The organism is Ruegeria sp. CDSA077, assembly GCF_059612265.1.
Genome location: NZ_JBXWQG010000003.1, coordinates 275894 through 295421, shown reverse-complemented (window position 1 = coordinate 295421; position 19528 = coordinate 275894). Strand labels below are relative to the sequence as shown.

General features: G+C 59.4%; 19 protein-coding genes. 4 read left to right on the top strand and 15 right to left on the bottom strand.

Translation table 11 applies throughout. The features are described 5' to 3' along the window. Positions 1 to 133: 133 nt before the first annotated feature. The 7 genes from AC2FLE_RS10645 to AC2FLE_RS10615 all read right to left on the bottom strand — a co-directional run bounded on the left by AC2FLE_RS10645 (position 134) and on the right by AC2FLE_RS10615 (position 8400). A complete protein-coding gene (locus AC2FLE_RS10645) occupies positions 134 to 2827 on the bottom strand; it encodes a DUF2339 domain-containing protein (RefSeq protein WP_496696914.1) in 2694 nt (897 codons plus the stop codon). 83 nt (positions 2828 to 2910) lie between these two features. Beyond that, on the bottom strand, positions 2911 to 3390 hold the full coding sequence (locus AC2FLE_RS10640; protein WP_496696953.1) for a DUF2269 family protein: 480 nt from the start codon (positions 3388 to 3390) through the stop codon (positions 2911 to 2913). Next, on the bottom strand, positions 3390 to 4697 hold the full coding sequence (locus AC2FLE_RS10635) for an SDR family oxidoreductase (protein WP_496696912.1): 1308 nt from the start codon (positions 4695 to 4697) through the stop codon (positions 3390 to 3392). The genes AC2FLE_RS10640 and AC2FLE_RS10635 overlap by 1 nt, the downstream gene beginning before the upstream one ends. Positions 4698 to 4788: 91 nt before the next feature. After that, positions 4789 to 5499: a VIT1/CCC1 transporter family protein gene (locus AC2FLE_RS10630; RefSeq protein ID WP_281973820.1), complete on the bottom strand. Its 711-nt coding sequence runs from the start codon at positions 5497 to 5499 to the stop codon at positions 4789 to 4791. A gap of 54 nt (positions 5500 to 5553) precedes the next feature. After that, positions 5554 to 6543, bottom strand: a complete 990-nt coding sequence (locus AC2FLE_RS10625) for a YcjF family protein (protein ID WP_496696951.1) — start codon at positions 6541 to 6543, stop codon at positions 5554 to 5556. Next, positions 6536 to 6991, bottom strand: coding sequence for a GNAT family N-acetyltransferase (locus tag AC2FLE_RS10620; RefSeq protein ID WP_496696910.1), 456 nt, complete (start codon positions 6989 to 6991; stop codon positions 6536 to 6538). Before AC2FLE_RS10620 ends, AC2FLE_RS10625 begins: the two co-directional genes overlap by 8 nt. Further along, complete coding sequence (locus AC2FLE_RS10615; protein ID WP_496696908.1) at positions 6988 to 8400, bottom strand: YcjX family GTP-binding protein; 1413 nt, start codon at positions 8398 to 8400, stop codon at positions 6988 to 6990. The genes AC2FLE_RS10620 and AC2FLE_RS10615 overlap by 4 nt, the downstream gene beginning before the upstream one ends. A gap of 108 nt (positions 8401 to 8508) precedes the next feature. Between AC2FLE_RS10615 and truA the strand changes: the two genes are divergently transcribed. Continuing rightward, the gene (truA, locus tag AC2FLE_RS10610; protein ID WP_496696907.1) at positions 8509 to 9276 is read left to right on the top strand and encodes a tRNA pseudouridine(38-40) synthase TruA; all 768 of its coding nucleotides are present in this window, start codon (positions 8509 to 8511) and stop codon (positions 9274 to 9276) included. Here truA and AC2FLE_RS10605 read toward each other — a convergent pair. The 5 genes from AC2FLE_RS10605 to AC2FLE_RS10585 all read right to left on the bottom strand — a co-directional run bounded on the left by AC2FLE_RS10605 (position 9273) and on the right by AC2FLE_RS10585 (position 13477). After that, the gene (locus tag AC2FLE_RS10605; RefSeq protein WP_496696905.1) at positions 9273 to 10175 is read right to left on the bottom strand and encodes a nickel/cobalt transporter; all 903 of its coding nucleotides are present in this window, start codon (positions 10173 to 10175) and stop codon (positions 9273 to 9275) included. The two genes, truA and AC2FLE_RS10605, sit on opposite strands and share 4 nt — an antisense overlap. Further along, positions 10160 to 10795, bottom strand: coding sequence for a DUF1007 family protein (locus AC2FLE_RS10600; RefSeq protein WP_496696903.1), 636 nt, complete (start codon positions 10793 to 10795; stop codon positions 10160 to 10162). Before AC2FLE_RS10600 ends, AC2FLE_RS10605 begins: the two co-directional genes overlap by 16 nt. An 85-nt stretch (positions 10796 to 10880) precedes the next feature. Beyond that, positions 10881 to 11687 carry a thioesterase family protein gene (locus tag AC2FLE_RS10595; RefSeq protein ID WP_496696901.1) on the bottom strand — a complete coding sequence of 269 codons (807 nt, stop codon included), beginning with the start codon at positions 11685 to 11687 and terminating at the stop codon, positions 10881 to 10883. Between the two features lie 8 nt (positions 11688 to 11695). Next, positions 11696 to 12931 (bottom strand): acyl-CoA dehydrogenase family protein, encoded by a 1236-nt coding sequence (locus AC2FLE_RS10590; RefSeq protein WP_496696899.1) that lies wholly within the window; start codon positions 12929 to 12931, stop codon positions 11696 to 11698. Positions 12932 to 13120: 189 nt separating this feature from the next. Beyond that, the gene (locus tag AC2FLE_RS10585; protein WP_496696898.1) at positions 13121 to 13477 is read right to left on the bottom strand and encodes a hypothetical protein; all 357 of its coding nucleotides are present in this window, start codon (positions 13475 to 13477) and stop codon (positions 13121 to 13123) included. Positions 13478 to 13651: 174 nt separating this feature from the next. Here AC2FLE_RS10585 and AC2FLE_RS10580 point away from each other — a divergent pair, with 174 nt between their 5' ends. From AC2FLE_RS10580 to AC2FLE_RS10570, 3 genes are all read left to right on the top strand, one after another. Further along, complete coding sequence (locus tag AC2FLE_RS10580; RefSeq protein WP_496692319.1) at positions 13652 to 14485, top strand: bifunctional allantoicase/(S)-ureidoglycine aminohydrolase; 834 nt, start codon at positions 13652 to 13654, stop codon at positions 14483 to 14485. A gap of 81 nt (positions 14486 to 14566) precedes the next feature. Then, positions 14567 to 14887, top strand: a complete 321-nt coding sequence (locus tag AC2FLE_RS10575; RefSeq protein ID WP_142640120.1) for a hypothetical protein — start codon at positions 14567 to 14569, stop codon at positions 14885 to 14887. 54 nt (positions 14888 to 14941) lie between these two features. Beyond that, on the top strand, positions 14942 to 15928 hold the full coding sequence (locus tag AC2FLE_RS10570) for a type I glyceraldehyde-3-phosphate dehydrogenase (protein ID WP_496696896.1): 987 nt from the start codon (positions 14942 to 14944) through the stop codon (positions 15926 to 15928). A 40-nt stretch (positions 15929 to 15968) separates the two neighbouring features. On the opposite strand, the gene AC2FLE_RS10565 is transcribed toward AC2FLE_RS10570, so the two are convergent. The 3 genes from AC2FLE_RS10565 to puuE all read right to left on the bottom strand — a co-directional run bounded on the left by AC2FLE_RS10565 (position 15969) and on the right by puuE (position 19357). Beyond that, complete coding sequence (locus tag AC2FLE_RS10565) at positions 15969 to 17396, bottom strand: nucleobase:cation symporter-2 family protein (RefSeq protein WP_496696894.1); 1428 nt, start codon at positions 17394 to 17396, stop codon at positions 15969 to 15971. A 63-nt stretch (positions 17397 to 17459) separates the two neighbouring features. Further along, the gene (locus tag AC2FLE_RS10560) at positions 17460 to 17942 is read right to left on the bottom strand and encodes an ureidoglycolate lyase (protein ID WP_496696892.1); all 483 of its coding nucleotides are present in this window, start codon (positions 17940 to 17942) and stop codon (positions 17460 to 17462) included. Beyond that, the gene (gene puuE / locus AC2FLE_RS10555) at positions 17939 to 19357 is read right to left on the bottom strand and encodes an allantoinase PuuE (RefSeq protein WP_496696890.1); all 1419 of its coding nucleotides are present in this window, start codon (positions 19355 to 19357) and stop codon (positions 17939 to 17941) included. Before puuE ends, AC2FLE_RS10560 begins: the two co-directional genes overlap by 4 nt. Positions 19358 to 19528 lie beyond the last annotated feature (171 nt).

Genomic DNA, 19528 nt, shown 5'->3' with positions numbered 1-19528 from the left:
TTGGGATCGAAGCGGTCGGTGCGAGTTCTCAAACACCTTTGCCCGGCGTCTCAGTGGTCAGAGCGCCGGGGAAATAATTCGAATAATGATGGCCAGACGGGCATACATGGCCGCGCTTATAGGACGCCCACAGCTAATGGTCCAGAGGTTCCGCCCCTTGTGGCGATTGGCGCAGCTTTGCCCAGCGATTCAGCCACGCCAAACCGGCCAGTGCAAGCCCCAGCGCCAGCAGCGAAAAGACCCGGATCAGGCCGCCCAGCCCGGCGATGTCGATCAGAAATACCTTAGCCACGGCCAGTCCGATCACAGCCAGCCCCACCTTGCGCAACAGGTCGGACCGACGGGCCAAAGATTGATAAAACAGCGCCGCGCCTGCAATCAAAAGGGCCAAGGTATAGGTGTAAAGCTCTGGTTGGCTGACCCCAGCCTCGGCATACATGCCACCGGGACCCTGCCAGAAATGACGAATAGAAGCACCCAGCCAATATGCTGCAAGCGCACCCGCAAGACCGAAACAGCCCTGCCGCAACCAAACCGGCATCTGTTCAATGCGCCAGGCTGACATGGCAAGGACCCCGGCAGGAAGAAGGTAGGCTATGGCAAGCGTGTTCATCAGCGCAGGCCCCAACACGGGATCACTGTGCACATAAAGAACGGGATTTGCCTCGGTCAGCGCTTGCGCAAGTCGGAACAGGGCATGGGCGGCAAAGAACGTCGCCAGCCCATAGCGGACATAGTTCAACGGCCCGCCCAAATCGAACCGCCGTATCTGTGCCGCCGCCAACAGCAGCCAGATCACCGCCATCAGGCCCAACCCCCAATGGCTATCCTCCATCCCGCCTTGACCGAACCCTTCCAGCCAGCGCAGCAGCAGCAATGACAGCAATATCCCCGCGGTTGCCCAGGCTGCGCTTTCCAGCAGCAAGATCGCAACGGGGCGGTTCAATTCCCGGATCAGGCCCCAGGCGAGAACATATCCAAGGGTGGCGGCGCCATAGACCAACGTCATTTCACCGACCGGCACCGTATTGGCCCAGTACAGGCCCGGGTTCAGGATTAGCCGCACAGTCACCGTGAAGACCCCGGCCCAGATAAACCAACTGAGCTGAGGCAGGTTGAACCGACGATCCAGCGCGGCAGCGGCTACAACGGTCACAACCAGCGCAATCGTCAGGGCGCCAGAACTCAGCACGATGACACAGGCAAATGCAAGACAGGACAGCGCGGATAACGTGGCCAGCGCAGGACGTATACGTTGTTCACCATCCACGCGCGCATAGCGTTCGGCCAAGACCACCATCAAGGCACCCAGAGCCATTGCGTGCAGCCCCCAGAAATACGCGCCCAAAACCTCGGCCGGGCGCCAAGCGATCTCAAGAGCGATGGCAAGTATCGGTGCGGTTATTACCGCCCCAGCCGCCCAGACCACGCCATGGCGCCCCTGCTGCATCGATCGCCACGCCGCCGCAACCGACAGGGCTGCACCCAGTGCCACAAGCAATGTCACGACAAAGGGAAAATCCGCCTCGGGGGTTTCGGCATAGGTCTCAGCAAAACGCTGTGCGATCTTGCCCCGATCCCACCCCTGGAGAAATACGAGCCAGACAAGGCCAACAATCGGGAAAACACTGATGTCCTGAAGTGCCCTCGCCCCGCTTGTCCAAACGATCATCGCAAAGGCCAGACCAGCCAAAAGCGTCAGGCTCAACCAGAACTCACCGGCGGAATCCGGCCAGTGCAGCGCCAGGATGGCCGAGCTGACCGCAACCGCACCGAATGCCAGACGCGTCGGAAACTCGGGCCATGCCTTACCGCTTTGGCGTCGGATCATTTCGCTGACCATCGGGCCGGTGTGATCAGGACAAATTCGCCGGACCGGAATCGCAATAGTGATGAGCGCAAAGGCGGTGATGCAGGTCAGATAGCCCGGCTCTGTCATCGGTTCCGACAGGACCAGCAGCAGACACGAAGAATAACCTCCGACCAGTGTCAGAACCGAAATCCACGCCCATCGGCGGACGGTGTCTATACCCAGGCCCAGAACCGTTATGGTCAGGAAGTAGCCATATAACCAGGTCGGATCATCCGAAGAGCCACCGACCAAGAATGGGGAGGCAAAGGCACCTGTCAGCCCGACAGCTGCCAATAGCGGACCATGGAACCAGCCCAAAACCAGCCCGACAGATGCAACGCCAACCATGGCGACAAGCGCAAATTCAGGGCCGATCAAGCCATATAGTTGCCGCGCCGCCAGAACGCCGCCAAACAGTGTGACCAGCCCCGCGCCTGAGAACACCGAGGGCAAATAGGCGCTCGCGGAGTCCACGCCATCGCCATAGCGCCTGCGAATGACCTCTCCGCTGACAATCAGCGCCGCGCCAAACAGCAATGCGGCAACGACACGTGCCGACGGCGGCAGCAACCCGTTCTCGACGCCGTATTGCACCAAGAAAATTCCCGCCAGTGCCAGCGACAGTGCCGAAACGACATAGAACCAGTTTTCCTGCAGCCATTCCTGCAGCAACGCAAAACGGTCAGAGCTGAAAACCAGTGCTTCTTGAGGAGATTGCGGGGGGATTGGCTGTTCGGTCTCAGGTTGGTCGGCTATCGGCCACACTGGAGGCGCTTTGGTCGGAATAGCCTGCGCCTTGGACTCGGGCTCTGTCGCGGGTTCTGGATCAGTATTGGTGCCTTGTTTCAGTGACAGGATGTCCGCCTCTAACCGGACGACCCGCCGCCGCAACCGAACCTGACTGACAAGCAGCAGCACAATGGTCAAAGGAATAGCCAGCGCAACCAACGCAAGAAGGACCAGAAGGGATTCCAACCTGTTTCTCCTATCAAATTCTCTGCAGGCTAACCTGATGCATCAGGTAGAAACAGTCCGGAATACCACGACATGGCCTGAAATCAAAACAGGTCTATCGAAGGGCGGGAAACCATCAGCCAGACTATGGCCAAAACGGCCAGAAATGCGGGGATCCCACATGCAAACCAAAGCCGGAACAATATGAAATACGAACGCGGTAGAGCAGTATCGCGATCTGCCGCCTCTTGCGCGAGGTTCCGCATCTTTATCTGCATCCAGACGACCGGCAGCCAGAAGACCCCGGTCAAGACATACAGCAATAGTGACAGCAGCACCCACCCTTCGACCAGTGACCAGCCCAATCTGAAGGCGAGCAAGCCACCTGAAATTGGCTGCAAAACAACGGCGGTTGTGGTGAACAGCATATCGGCCAGCACCACGATTGCCGCCGTCTGGGCGATGAAACGCGGGTCGCGTGACCGATGGGCCATCAGCATGAAGAATGCGATTCCGGCCCCGGTTCCCAACAAGACGCAGGCCCCGATCACATGAAACCAGCGCAAGATCAGATCCGGGTCCATCATCGGCTTTTCACCATTGGCAGTGCGACCAGCGACAACATGATCGCGGGCATGACCTTAACAATCGGTCCAAGCGGGTCGAGCCACAAGGCAGGAACCATAAATGAGGCCGCCAATAAGTAGAATACCGCCACACAAAGCTGAGCGATGCAGGCGCGTTCTGCCCATGGTCGCCAAAGGATCGCAAGCCCCAGACCGATATCGACACATGACCAGAACAGCACGCTGGCCACAGCGGCACCACTGGTCCAGCCCGCGACGGTTAGGACTTGCGTGGCTTGCGGCAGGCTCAGCAATCCGAAGACACCTGAAAGAACCCAGAAAAGGCTGAGCACCGCAACCGTCAACGGCATCAGCAACGACATCCGTGCAGCCAACCTGTGTTCGCGGGAACAGGCCATGCTGCGATAAATCTCGGGCATCGAACCCATGGATTCGCCTGTCACCCTGCGAAAAGGGGCCGGGTCGCCAAGAACTCCGGTAGCCATGACTGTCATTGCGTTGCTGCGAAGGGGTGAACGCCACCCCAAGCGCCCAAGTTGATCGGCGCAACCGGCGGCGAACTTAGCAACCACAGCCGGTGCCGTTATCCGAACACGTGCCTTAGAGAACCCCATCCAACGGCGGGTTTCGTCCAGAACCTCGGACAGCGAATGAGCCTGATCCTCGACCAGATCATAGGTTCCCTGTGGCAACGTCTTATCAACGGCCGCCGCCACGGCGCTGCTCAAATCGGCCAGTCCAACACATTGAACCAGCGTCTGCGGAAAGGCGATCGGTTGCACAAGCGGAATTGCGGCCAGCATGCGCAACAAGGTCGTTCCACCATAGTCAGTCTGCCCGATCACAAGGCCCGGCCTTAGAATCCACAGCGGCACACCACTGGCCTGCAAGGCGGCATCCCCGGAGGCTTTGGTGCGCATGAATTCCGTGTCTGCCTCTGGGCTGCTTCCGGTTGCAGAAATCTGAACCAAAGCAATCTCGCGCGCGGCGCAGGCCTGCCCGAGGGCGGCAATCGCAGTGTGATGCACCGCCTCAAGATCGTCCTTTGGTCCGTCCTGCAACGCCCCGGCGCAGTTCACGATACAATCAAAACCTGACAGAATTTCCCGCCAATCGTGTGGGTGCGTGAGCTGGCGCAAATCTCCCTGAGCCAAAGACATCCCGGGCAGGATTTTCTCACCCAGGTTTGTATCGCGCACAAGGCCGCATACATTAGCCCCTCGATCCGAAAGAGACCGCATCATCGCCGCGCCGATAAACCCATAAGCGCCTAGAACAAGTATATTTTTCCCAGAACCTTGCATCGGGCACCTTACCTGCTGAAGTTGCGCCCCAACCTAGCGGGTCGAGCGGCAGCCGTCTGCGGCACCGGGCAAACTGCGACAATTCCGACCGCTAGGGGTGAAACAGTGAACCGACGAAATAGGCGATTGCGGCAGCGGCTCCACCAATCAGCAGCGTTTCGATCCCTGACCGCCACCACGGAGCCAGCGACCAGCGGCTTTTGAGGGCACCAATGGCAAAGAAAACACCCATCGTCATCCAGGCCGAAGCAGCAAATGCCCGGTCCACCGAAAACAGAAACGGCAAAAGCGGAACCATGCCGGCCACAAGAAAGGCAAAAAACGTCGCCACCGCAGCTTTGCGCGGATGCGGATCGACGCTGCCCAGGCCATATTCTCCCTCGATCATCAGGTCGATCCAGTTGTCATGGTTTTCCGTGATCGCATCGGTGGCTTCGTCCAGCACACGGCCCGACAGTCCTTTCTGGGCTAAAATCTCGCGCACCTCGTTCCGTTCACCGTCGGGGTAAAGATGTATATGACGCTCCTCGATCGCGCGAATGCGCCGGATGTTATCCAGTTCAGCCTTGGTGCCCGAGTAATTCCCTGCCGCCATCGAAAACCCGTCAGCCAGCACATTGGCCAGCCCCAGCGCTATGATGATGAACGGTGACAGCCCCGCCCCGGCAACGCCCGCAACGATGGCAAAAGTGGTAACTGATCCATCGATCCCGCCGTAAACCACATCACGCAAAACGCCACGCCCCGGCGGCGCGTTGATACGTGCCGCGATTTCTTGCTGGCTGTGTCCATGGTCTGTCATGGGTGCCTCCTGCTTTGTTATGATGCGCGGCTGGCAGGAACGCTTTGTCTCAGGTCAAGTTTTCGAAAACAGCCCCGCCAGCGCACGCTTGATCATCGACCGGGTCGAGGGCTTGTGACGGTCCGAGAACGGTAAAGGACGGCAGACCTCCATCGCGGCCACGCCGACGCGCGCGCTAAGCGCCCCGTTAACCAGGCCTTCGCCAAACCGCCGCGACAGTTTGCTTAGGACAGAGCCGCCCAGCACCGGTTCCAGCAAGTCGTCGCCCATAGCCACGGCGCCGGTTGCAACCAGATGCACAAAGACCGCCCGGGTCAGGCGCCAACTGCCCAGAAAACCGGCCCGCCCACCATAGATCTCGGCAACGCGGCGGATCATCCTCAGCGAAGCGGCCAAAGCCGTCGCCACATCCGCAAGAGCCAAAGGAACCAGAGCGGTCACCGTCGCGACCTGACGCGCAGCGGCCTCGACTTCTCGACTGGCCGCGGCATCCAGAGGGGCCAGCAGCTCATCCTCGGCCAGAGCCATCAGATCCGAGGCATCGAAAGGCTCGGCGATACGTTCGGCCAGCCTATCGCGGCCCCATCGAACGTCCTCGCGCCCGTTGTAAAATGCCAACAACCGGTTGGTTACAGCGCGGGCTTGCGTCAGATCCGCCTCCGCCAACGCGGTGTCTGCGGCGCGACGGATGCCATCCACACGCGAAAGCCGCCCGATCGCAGCAAGTTCCCGCAAAGCGATGATCAGGGCAACCAGCAGCAACGCGCCAATCAGACCAGTTACAACCCATCCCAAAACCGGCGCGCGCAACAGCAAAGCGGTCACAAAATCCCATGCCGCCACCGAGACAACCGCGCCAATGACCGCCGCCGCCAGTCCCCAGAACCAGCGTGACAGGGCCGACGGTTTCCGTGCAGCCAGACGCGCGGCGGCCTGCATCGCCTTCCCCTGTGGTTCGCCCGCATCCGGAACGGGCGGTGCCAAAGCGACATCCGCAACAGGTTCCTCGGGATCAAGATCGATCAGAACCGGACCCTTAGCCATCAGCAGCCCTTTCTCTGTTCCAGACAAATTTGATGTCCGGCAGGTTTTCGTCATTATCGGCTCCGTCACCGCGGGCGACCTCGGCAAACCCGTTGCGCTCGTAGAACCTTCGCGCGCCCTGGTTGGCCTGAAAGGCGAACAGGGACAGCTTTTGTCGGCCAGATTTCGCCTGATTCAACAGGCGCTGCCCGATCCCCTGATTGCGCGCTGACGCACGCAGGTAAAGCGAATGGACCTCTGAACCATTCAATGCCAGAAAACCAACTACACCATCCTCGTTTTCAGCAACGGTGATCCAGTCGCGATCAATCATCACGCCGCAAAAGGCGATGGTTTCGGCACAGGAATGCAGCTCTGGCATCCACTCATTTTCACAAGCAAAACCATGCAGGATTTCCCCCGTCGCGCCAGCATCCGTGCTGCGCGCAGGGCGGAGCGTTACGGTCATAGCCGGTCTCCGATCAGGAACTGGGCCGCGCGATCAAGCCGGATATGGGGCGGGCCGTCACCCGATCGCAGGGTCAGGTTCGCAGGCGCAAAACTCATGAACCCATAGTCTTCGCCCAGCCAGCTTTCTGCTCCGCTGCGGGCTGGCCCCAACAAATGAGCTGGGTCTTCGGGCAACTCACCGGGGTAGAAGGCCGCCTGCTTGCCGTCAAGCAAAGTGCCCCGCACGCAGGCAAGCGGCACTCCTTCATGGGTTCGCATCTCTTCGGTTGTTGCCCGCAAAGCCGCCAGTGACACAGCCGAGGTCTCGGCCCCGGCAAAACTGGCGCGGTCACGGGCGTCGCGTGTCAACGCCTCCATGATGCTGGTCAGACGCGGATGCTGCAGGTGGTGCAAATGATCGGCCTTGGTGGCGGCAAACAAAATGCGCTCGACCCGCTTGCCCAGAAGATACTGGCTGAGCCACGCGTTGCGCCCCGGACGGAAGGCCGACAGGATATCTCCCATCGCCCGGCGCATATCCTCAATCGCTTTCGGCCCTTTGTGAATCGCACCCAGCGCGTCGACCAGAACAACCTGTCGATCGATCCGGGCAAAATGTTCGCGAAAGAACGGTTTGACCACGCGCAATTTATAGGCCTCATACCGCCGCGCCATTTCGCGGTGCAGGCTGTTACGGGTGGCGACCCCTTCGACTGGCAGCGGCGCGAAGGTCAGAACCGGTGATCCCGCCAGATCACCCGGCAACAGGAACCGTCCCGGCGTACAATCGTAAAACCCGGCATCGCGCGCCGTGTTCAGATAGCCCGAGAACGCCTGCGCCAAAGATTGCGCCACCGGCTCATCATGTTTTGCCTCTGGCGCGACCGCTTTGGCCTGCGCCAGAAAATCTTGTGCCTCGGCCCGCTCTGTGATGCGGTTCAGCGTTTCGGTTGACCAGTCGTCATAGGATTTGTCCAGCAGGGCCAAGTCCAGCAACCATTCGCCCGGATAATCCACAATATCCAGATGCACGGTTCGCGGCCCTTTCAGGCCAGACAGCAGACCGGCAGGGCGAACCTTGAACGACAGGCGCAACTCGGACACGGCGCGGGTGCTTTCGGGCCAATGCGGGTTTGGCCCGGTCAGCGCAGCAAGGTGGTTTTCATAGTCGAACCGGGGCACGGTATCATCCGGCTGCGGCTGAAGGTAAGCTGCGTTGATCCGTCCCTCATGCTGCGCAACAAGGCCCGGCATTCGCCCACGGTCCAGCAGGTTTGCAACAAGCGAGGTGATGAACACCGTTTTGCCCGAACGCGCTAACCCGGTGACACCAAGGCGGATGACCGGCTCGAACAGAGCTTCGGAAACGCTGTCGCCCACGGATTCCATGCCGCGCACAAGACTGTCTGCCATAGATGAGATGACCAAGCCGTCGCCCCGCTTTTATCGTTTCGCTCAAGATAGGTAGCCACCGTCCGACATGCCAGCGCTTTCCGGCCCCTTGCCCGCCGCCGCGCAGCACGGTACCAGCAGCCCATGCCCAGATACGCGTTGAAAGTCGAATATCACGGAAAGCCGTTTGCCGGGTGGCAAAGGCAGAAAGATCAGCCCTCGGTTCAGGGGGCGATCGAAGAGGCATTGTCGCGGATACAACCGGGGGATCACACGATCGCTGCGGCGGGTCGCACCGATGCCGGTGTCCACGCGCTGGGACAGGTCGCCCATTGCGACCTGATCAAGGAATGGGACCCTTTCCGACTGTCCGAAGCGCTGAACTATCACCTCAAGCCGCAACCAGTGGCCATCGTGAAAGCCGCACGGGTGGACGATGATTGGCATGCGCGGTTCTCGGCGCTTGAACGGCAATATCTGTTTCGCATCCTGATGCGCCGCGCGCCTGCAACCCATGACGCGGGGCAGGTTTGGCAAGTCAGTCACCCGTTGGATGTTGATGCGATGCAGGCCGCGGCGGACATGCTGACCGGACGGCATGATTTCACCACGTTCCGGTCCACGATCTGTCAGGCGGCCAGCCCGGTCAAAACGCTGGATGAGTTGCGGGTGGAACAGGTGCAGGGCTTTTCAGGCCCCGAGGTTCATTTCCACGTCCGGGCACGTTCGTTCCTGCACAATCAGGTGCGCAGCTTTGTCGGCACTCTGGAACGTGTCGGCGCCGGGTCCTGGACGCCCGAAGATGTGCGCGACGCGCTGCAAGCTGCGGATCGTGCGGCATGTGGGCCGGTTTGCCCGCCGCAGGGGCTGTATCTTGCGCGGGTCGGCTATCCTGACCCGGTGTTCGACTAAAGCGCGCGCAGCAACAGCCCGCCAGCTATCACCGCAATCAGCAACCCGGCGACCAGCTCGATGGTCGGGGCCAGTACCTGAGCGAACCGCGTCGCCGAGGCCGAGGCCAGCATCCCTCCGCGCAATCCGAATGAGGTCCAACCGACCAGAGTGGTCACAGTCGCCGTGCCCAGCGCCATGCAGAACGCTCCGGCGATGCCGACCATGGCGATGCCCATCTGCCAGGTCAGAATCAACACAAACAGCGCCCCGGTGCAGGGGCGTGCGGCGATTCCGGCGATCAGCAACGCCGCCTCGCGCAGGCTACCGACCTGCGCCACCTCATCCGCAGACGGACCATGCCGGTGGCCGCAATCCGAACAGGTTTCGTGATCGTGGTGAGGATGATCTGCGCCGTGATCCCGGCTGCGTTTGGCAAAGCTCCGCAAGGCGCGAAACACTAGCCAAAGCCCGATCGCAGTGATCGCCCCATAGCTGACTGGGGCCATGATTTGCTCCGTTGTGTCGACCAGTCTTTCCCGAGACATCTGGAACACCAGCACACCGGCATAGACCAGAACAATCGCGGTTACGGCCTGTCCAAGGCTGGACAACACACTGATCGCTGAAAGCCGCCAGAACGCCACACGCCGACCAAGCCCATAGCCACCGATCAGGACTTTGCCATGCCCAGGACCGATGGCGTGGAAGAACCCGTAAGCGAAGCACACCGTCAACAAAGTCATGACCGCCTGAGGTTGTTCAGCGCGGGCAGCGCGCAGAGACCGCGCAATCTGGTTCTGAAATGCACGCTGTTCACCGGCAGCCCATGCCGCAAGTTGGTCAAACCCGCCGCTGAACCAGAACCAGAGCAGAACTCCGACCGCCAGAACAAACGGGACAATCAGGTATTTGGACATGAAATTCGGATCTCGGTTGCAAAGTTTTCGCCCACCATCGGGATGTCATTTTCCTCAAGGTCGTAATTGGCATCCAGCGTCAGCAGAAACGCCTGCATTTGGGCAAGCTGTCCGTCGACATCCGGCTCGACGCGGTCAATCTGGCAGGTCTTACTCCCCGAAACCGTCACCGGGCGCGTCAGGTCATATGCGGTGTAATATGTCTCATCAAACGCCTTGGCCGATAAGGCGGTGGCCGGTACAGGCCCCCCTTCGACACTGCGCAGATGCGAGGTCACGATGCGCCCGTCCTCCATCAATGCTTTCGGCTCCAGTGGGCCAGAAAGCGGCAATACCTCAGCCTCGGACCAGACGACCAGATCGCCGTTATAGCCTTGATCCCACTGCGCATCGAACCCGGACAGGAAATCCTGTTCGCTTTCACTTAGAAGACCGTCGCCATCCTGATCCAGCTTCATGTCTTCGAGGACAAGCAATGAGTAGAACTCGTCATAGGCCCAGGTCACACGGACATGGGTCAGCTGCCCCGAAGCGTCCACAATGAATTCCAGCCCCGTGTCGATAAAGACATGCGGGTGCGTCATCGCCGGGATCGGCAAACAGCAGGTCACTAGGGTCACAAGCCAGCGCATGGGCGAAAGATAGGGTGTCGGCCTGCGCCCGGCAATCCCATTTGGGCCGGGCGCGCAGAAGCTGGCCGATGGCTCAGGCAGGTGGGAACAACACAAGGGTCTGCAGGGCTGTTCCAACCGGCCCTTCGGTGTCATACAAAACCGATTGCGACATGCCGATACCCGAGGGCTGCCAATGGCAGACAGACTCGGAGGCCAGCCAATCCGAGACCGGCTCGCGGTGCACCTGAATCGTCAGATCGGTATTCATGAACCCCATCTCGGTTGTGGGGGCATTCCACGAAATGCCATTGCCGCAATCAGCCAGTGGACACAGCGCCTGAATCGGAGATTGCACCTCGTCTCCAAGCAGCGGAGGCGTGCGCATCCAGATCGTTTTGGGACCGACACCCTGATTTCCACCCTTGGGATAGAGCACATCTGAATAGGTCGCGAACCCAGGAAGATCGTGCCGAATTGCGCCGATGGGAAATGGGCCGTCCACCGTGTCCGCCAGTTGCGGAGATGAGAGAGCGACATTGGGAACCGGGCCAAGGTCGCGGCGGGCAAGGTGCATAGTTGTGGCTACGGCGCATAAAGTGTTGTCCAGATCGTGCACAGTAACCCGAGTTGTCGCCAGCGTTCTGGTGTGCCGCGTCGTCTCGGCCGCAACCCGCAACCCGGACAGTGGCAGCGGGCGCAGCAGATCGACCGTCAGCCGGGTCAGCATCTTGTCCGGACCAATTTCAGATTCCGCGGCGCGCACGATCAGACTGCTGACCGGACCAGCATGGCAATGTTCGGCAGACCACGGACCCCGCGCCGGGTCATTGCCGACAAAAACCCCATCCGCGCGAAGTCTGAAATAGGGCAACCTGAACATATCAGATTTCAAGACCACTTGGGACCTCAGACCTTTTCCTGTGTATGCTTTTTCAGCTCGGTCCGTGCGACCTGACGACGATGCACCGCGTCCGGCCCATCGGCCAGCCGCAGGGTCCGTACATGCGTCCACGCGGTCGCCAGCGGCGTGTCCTGACTTACCCCTTGCCCACCATACATCTGCACCGCCTCATCAATCACCTTCAATGCGACCCGCGGGGCCACGACCTTGATCTGGCTGATCCACGGGGCCGCCGCGCGCGCATCGCCCTGATCCATGTACCAAGCAGCCTTGAGGCAAAGTAGCCGGGCCATTTCGATCTCCATCCGGCATTCGGCTATGATATCGAAATTCGCCCCAAGCTGCGCCAGCTTCTTGCCAAATGCTTCGCGTTGCAGCGACCGTTTGCACATCTGCTCCAGGGCCATCTCTGCTTGCCCAATAGCGCGCATACAGTGGTGAATACGTCCCGGCCCCAATCGACCCTGTGCGATCTCGAACCCGCGCCCTTCGCCCAGCAGGATATTCTCGGCAGGCACCCGGACATTGGTAAAGCGAATATGCATATGCCCGTGTGGCGCATCATCATGGCCGTAGACTTCCATCGGGCGCAGCACTTCGATCCCCGGTGTTCCCGCCGGCACCACGATCATCGACTGGCGTTTGTGAACAGGCAGGTCATCACCGCCAGTCCGGACCATTACGATATAGACCTTGCACCGCGGATCACCGGCGCCTGAGGCCCACCATTTCTCGCCATTCAGAACGTAGGATTCGCCGTCCAGCACACAGGACATCGAAACATTGGTGGCATCAGACGAGGCGACATCCGGTTCGGTCATCAGATAGGCCGAACGGATTTGCCCATCGAGCAGCGGCTTGAGCCACTCTTGCTTCATCTTTTCGGACCCGTACCGCTCGAATACTTCCATGTTGCCCGTATCTGGGGCCGAACAGTTGAAGATTTCGGCACCCAGCGGGGTCTTACCCATTTCTTCAGCAAAAAAGGCGTATTCCACAGTTGTCAAACCCAGCCCTTTTTCACTGTCGGTCAGCCAGAAGTTCCACAATCCCGCCGCCTTGGCCTTGGCCTTCAACCCTTCAAGGATATCCGCCTGCCGGTCGGTATATTGCCAGCGGTCACCTTTGTTGGTTTCAGCATGGAACTCTTCTTCCAGCGGCATGACTTCATTTCGGATCATCTCTGTTACGCGGGTCAGCAGTTCGCGGTTTTCCTCGCGCAGGCCGAATGACATGTTCATGAGTTTTCTCCTCCGCCCCGACACGCGGGCATTACCTTTGGGCCGAGAATGACTTAGCCACCGTCATGATGTCCAGTTGGGTGACGGGACGTCACCCACCCCATATGAGATTAAACGGGTGCAGTAACCGGAGACTGGCGACCGTATAGCCGTCAATAACCTGCGTCGCGCGCGGGTGTAGCAACCCAATTAGGGTGTGAAAATCCAGTTACCATTGGCATCCTGGCACCTGCGGGTTCTGATCTCACGGGTCTGCTCGGCACTCGGAGGTCGGATAAAATGCTGCAGATGCACGCAATTATCGCGGACCTCGCGCACACGGACGGTGCCCTTGGCCCCGGTCTCGGTGCTGATCCATTCACTTTCGGCACCAACCTGCGGCAAACCACTGCCCAGCATGGTGTCTGTGGTTGCACTCAGCAATGTGAAATCATCCGGGTTCAACCCCGACTCTGCGATGATGCGAGACAGCGGTTTCGCGCTGCCGGCAACACCAATGCTCAGCACCAGAACACCTGCAACTAATAGTGATCCCCAAATTCTCATACCGCCTCGCAATTCTGCAACCAATTTACATTCAAGGATATACCCGGGAAGGCACAGGGCCAAGCCCTAGTCTGCAACCTTCAAATTATCCCGAAGAAACCTATTGCAACTCTGACGCTAGGCCATGCCGAGCGTCCCTCGCATAGTGCACGAAACACGAACCAGAGGCATTTGATGGCACACCCGACTTATTATGCGCCCCATGGCGGACACCCCGGACAGGACACCCTGTTAACAGATCGCGCCATGTTCACCGAGGCCTATGCCGTTATACCCAAGGGTACGATGCGCGACATCGTCACCAGCTATTTGCCCTTCTGGGAAAACACCCGCCTGTGGGTTTTGGCACGCCCCCTTAGCGGGTTCGCCGAAACCTTTTCGCAATACATCATGGAGGTCCAACCCGGTGGCGGTAGCGATACGCCCGAAACGGACCCCGCAGCGCAGGCGGTGTTGTTCGTTGTCGAAGGGGCGGTCACATTGACGCTTGAGGGAAGTGTTCACGTTTTGGAAACTGGTGGATATGCCTATATCCCCGCTGGTTCCAAATGGGCGTTGCGCAACCATACGGAGCAGCCAGCGCGGTTTCATTGGGTTCGAAAGGCTTATGAGGCAGTGCCCGGCCTGCCCAAGCCGGACCCGATCATCACCAATGAGCAAGAGGTCGCCCCGATCGAAATGCCGGGTACCGAGGGTCGCTGGGCCACAACACGTTTCGCGGATCCGCAGGACCTGCGCCACGATATGCATGTGAACATCGTGACTTTCGAACCGGGTGGCGTGATCCCGTTTGCCGAAACCCATGTCATGGAACACGGGCTGTATGTGCTGGAAGGCAAAGCCGTTTACCGGCTGAATCAGGACTGGGTCGAGGTCGAAGCCGGAGACTTTATGTGGCTGCGCGCCTTTTGCCCTCAGGCGTGCTATGCGGGCGGTCCCGGGCGGTTCCGGTATCTGCTGTACAAAGATGTGAACCGCCAGATGCCTCTTTCACCAGGCGGGCGCTAGGATAAATTCGGCCTTGGCGGAACTGGGCAAGCGCGGTAATCTGGTGGAATAACAAACGGTTTTAGTTCAGGAGATTGTACGATGGCACTGCGCAATGTAACGCTGGCACTGGCGGCTGCAATCGGCCTGACGGCCCTGGATGTGACCCCTGCAACCGCCAAAGAGACGAATACCGTCAACGTCATGAGCCGTACCTGGGCCATTACCCAGGTTTCGGAAGCTCCGGTCGTATACCGTGCCACACGTGATAACAACAATCTCAACCCATTCGGCCCCCCGCCCCGGCTGCGCACTATTCAGGCCATCGCGGCTATTCAGCAGGCAACCGGGTGCAAGCCGATTGTGGCCAGCATGTACCAGAACATCTCGGGCCAGTTCTTTTCACAGGTCAGCTGTAACTGACCCGGACAGGAAACTGGCATTGAGGTTAATCCAAGCCACTGCCATAGCTTGCGCATGAAACTCGCAATTAACGGATTCGGCCGCATCGGCCGCACGATTTTGCGGCAGCTTCTGGCCATGCCGCTCGGTCACGACATCGAACTGGTGCTGATCAACGATATCGCACCGCTAGAGACCTGCGCCTATCTGTTCAAGTACGACAGCACTTTTGGGCCTTATCCGGGCAAAGTGGAACAGGGAACTGCGCAACTGGTTGTCGATGGGCACGCTATTTCTGTTACACACAGCCCCAACCTTAGCCGGGTTGATCTGTCCGGTGTAGATGTCCTGATGGACTGCACCGGCGTTGCCCGGACATCGGATGTTGCCAGTCAGGGCCTGACCGCAGGGGCAAGGAAAGTACTGATTTCCGGCCCCTCGCCCGCGACCGAGGCCACAATCGTTCTGGGCGCAAATGAGGATCATCTGGGCAATGCGCGGATCGTGTCAAATGCCTCTTGCACCACCAACGGGCTGGCTCCGCTGGTCAAGGTTCTGGACGGGATCGCTGGTGTCGCGTCGGGCCATATGACCACCATCCACTGCTACACCAACAGCCAGCCAATGATCGACGCTCCGCGTGGTGATCTGGCACGGTCACGCGCCGGAGCGCTGTCGATGGTCCCGACCACCACCAGCGCTATGCACTTGATAGACGAAGTCCTGCCCCATCTGGCCGGGCGCATCTCGGGCGCGGCGGTCAGGGTGCCTACGGCAAGCGTTTCCGCGGTTGATCTGATTGTGACGCTGAAGCGCGGTCTGAGCGCCTGCGATTTTGAAGCCGCCCTACGTGCAGCCGTTGCAGAGTCTCCCGTTCTGGGTTGGACGGATGAGCCGCTGGTGTCGTCCGATTTGCGGACGCGGCCGGAATCTCTGATCATTGCAGGGCCAGAAACCCGGCAGATCGGGGAAACTCAGGTTCGTGTTTTTGGCTGGTATGACAATGAATGGGGGTTTTCAGCCCGCATGCTGGATGTCGCTCGTTTGATGGCCGACACATAGGTGGACCGCGACCTAACGCGATCCGCCGATTTTCATTTGGTTACTTGCCGGGAAGGCTGCCCGACCCGTGCCCCGACATGCCGCCCGAAACTTCTTCGGTTGCCTCATCGGCCAACTCATCCGGCAGGATCAGATTCAGCACGATGGCGATCAGAGCCGCAGGCAGCAGCCCGCTTTTCATCAGGATGCCCAGAGTATCGGGCAAGTGTTGCACCGCACCCGGCTCGAGCTGCAGGCCGAACCCGATTGACAGCGCAATGGCAAAGATCACCATGTTGCGCCGATTCCAATCCACATCGGACAACATCGAAACACCCGCGGCGACAACCATCCCGAACATGACGATGACGCCACCGCCCAGTACTTCGATCGGAACGGTGCGGATGATCGCGCCAACCTTGGGCACCAGGCCGCACAGGATCAGAAACAAGGCGCCGATGGTGACGACATTTCGGCTCATGACGCCGGTCATTGCGATCAGCCCGACATTCTGGCTGAACGACGTGTTGGGTAAGCCGCCGAACACGCCCGCCAGGGCCGAGCCGAAGCCGTCAGCATAGGTTGCACCGGTGATTTCCTTGTCCGTGGCTTCGCGCCCGGCTCCGCCTTTGGTCACACCCGACACATCCCCCACCGTCTCAACTGCCGAAACAAAGGCCATCAGACAGAACCCGATTATGGCGGCGAATGAGAACTCGAATCCATACTTGAAGGGCACAGGCAGGGCGAACGTTGCAGCGCGGCTCCAGCTTGTTCCGATTGCCTCAAAAGTGATCATGCCAACCATCAGGGCATAGACATACCCAACCGCAAGACCAATCAGAACGGCAGAAACCGAAAGCATTCCGCGCGTAAAGAACTTCAGCCCCAGCGTTACCACAACCACGACCAAAGCAGCCGACCAGTTCAGCGCCGAGCCGTATTCAGGCGTTCCAATGGCCGGAACCCCTCCGGCGGCGTATTGAATGCCGACCTTGACCAACGCCAGACCAATCATCGTCACCACAAGGCCTGTGACCAGAGGTGGCAAGGCAAAACGGATTTTGCCAATCACCGTGCCCAGCAGGGCATGGAACACCCCACCGATAATGACACCGCCAAACAATGCGGCCAGACCATCCACGCCTTTGCCAGCAACCAACGGGATCATGATCGGCAGAAAGGCAAAGCTAGTGCCCTGAACAATAGGCAAAGCCGCTCCTACCGGGCCAATCGTCACTGTTTGCAGCAAGGTCGCGACGCCGGCAAACAGCATCGACATCTGGATCAGGTACAGCAGTTCGGGAAAATCGGGGGAGTTCGAACCGAACCCGAACCCGGCGGCCCCTGCAACGATGATCGCAGGCGTCACGTTCGAAACGAACATCGCCAGAACATGTTGAATGCCCAGCGGAACTGCCTTGTACAGCGCCGGGGTATAATTTGGATCCCGAAGCTGTTCGGGTGTCCCTATTGAAGTGTCAGCCATGAGCTACTGTCCTCTCTGTCAGATTCACGGGGGTCTTACCGCTTATGCTGCGGCTTCATTTGGCTACGACACCACCTGATAAGGGGTATCGAACCAGTATTCTTCCAGGTTGGGCCCATCGCCGATCCGATCAACAACGGCGAACAATCCAGGGCCATGCAACGGTGTCAAAACGCCGTGCCACGTCCCGCGAAGATAATTCACCGCTTGTCCGGGCTGGGTGACAAAGGCACGCGGCTCGCCCGGCTGCCGGTCAACATCTGGTGCTACAATGACCAGAAAGGGTTGATGGGTCATGGGCACAAAGGCCTGACTGCCATCAGGATGCCGTTCAACCATATCCAACTGGTACGGCAGGGTTCGGGGGTTGGCGTTGAACAGGCTGATCCCGGCGCGGCCGCCCGCGAATTCAAGGGCCGCCCGATCATGAAACCGCCCGCACTGGCCTTGATTGATGATCTTGTCCGGGTCACCCGCGGCCTCGATTACATCTCCGAATGGGGCAAAAGCGTCAGGCGTTAAAGGAACGGTCCGGATCTGTTTCATGAAGGCAACACATCCCTCAGGCGGAATTCGGCAATACGCTCGACCTGTCGGCAGGCCTCGGCGAATTCGGTTTCCCGGTCCTGATCTATCCGCCGCTGAAACGCCTGCTGGATAGAGGCTTTGTCATGATCACGCACAGCGATAATGAATGGAAATCCGAACTTGTCGGTATAGCGCCTATTCAGATCGGTGAAGGCATCGCGTTCGGCATCCGTCAACGCATCCAGCCCCGCCGAGGATTGTTCCGCCGTGCTTTCCTGCGTCAGTCGCTTGGCCTGTGCCAGCTTGCCTGCCAGATCCGGGTGCGCGGTCAGCACGCCCAGCCGCTCCTCATCCGAGGCCGAACGGAACATGCGCGTCAGTGCGTTGTGCAACCCGCCGGCAGTATCGTGAGCCGCGCCGAGTTCCAGCCCATGGGCGCGCTCTGCAATCCACGCCGAATGTTCGAAGATCCCGCCATAAGCGGCAACGAAAGCGTCCCGCGCCATTTCTGACGGCTTTGGACCTGATACAGGCGGGTGCTGCGCTGCCCAATGCTGGGCGATCTCCAGACGGGTCGCGAACCAGACATCCGAGTGCCCACGCGCATAATCCAGAAACCGTTTCAGCGCCATGACCCGACCTGGACGACCGATCAGGCGGCAATGCAGACCGATCGACAACATCTTGGGCGCACCGGCTTCACCCTCGGAATAAAGCGCGTCGAAACTGTCTTTGAGATAGGAATAGAACTGATCGCCCGAATTGAAACCTTGCGGCGTTGCAAAGCGCATATCGTTACAATCGAGTGTATATGGTACGATCAACTGGTCCCGGCCAGAGGCCTGCATCCAATAGGGCAAATCATCCGCATAGGTGTCCGCCACATAGGCAAAGCCCCCCTCTTCGGCCACCAGACGCACGGTGTTCTCGGAACACCGGCCGGTATACCAACCATAGGGACGTTCCCCCACGACCTCGGCATGCAGGCGGATGGCCTCTTCTATTTGAGCGCGCTCTTCCGCTTCAGACATATCCTTGTGTTCGACCCATTTCAGGCCGTGACTTGCGATCTCCCAACCTGCGTCTTTCATGGCGGCAACCTGATCGGGCGACCGTGCCAGCGCCGAAGCGACACCGTAAACGGTTATGGGCAAGTCCTGCATCAAGCGGTGCAGACGCCAGAACCCTGCCCGCGATCCGTATTCATAGATCGATTCCATGTTCCAATGACGCTGGTCTGGCCATTGCGCTGCGCCGACAATCTCGGACAGAAAGGCCTCGGACGCGGCATCACCGTGAAGCACGCAGTTCTCGCCACCCTCTTCGTAGTTCAGCACAATCTGAACAGCCAGATTTGCTCCGCCAGGCCACTGGGCGTTTGGCGGGTTGGCTCCGTATCCGATCATGTCACGGGGATAGCGAGGGGGCTGCATGAATGTTCCGTCTCAGTTGTGTTACACTACCTACGCTTTACCGCAGAATTGGAAGCAGTATTATCAAATCAATCCGAACGCTGTTTCCTTTTCTTTCGGCATTCCCAAAGTCTCGGGTTTCGCCCCAGACTGCGTCAAACAATACTCGATTGCAGTTTGCGGTTTTCAACA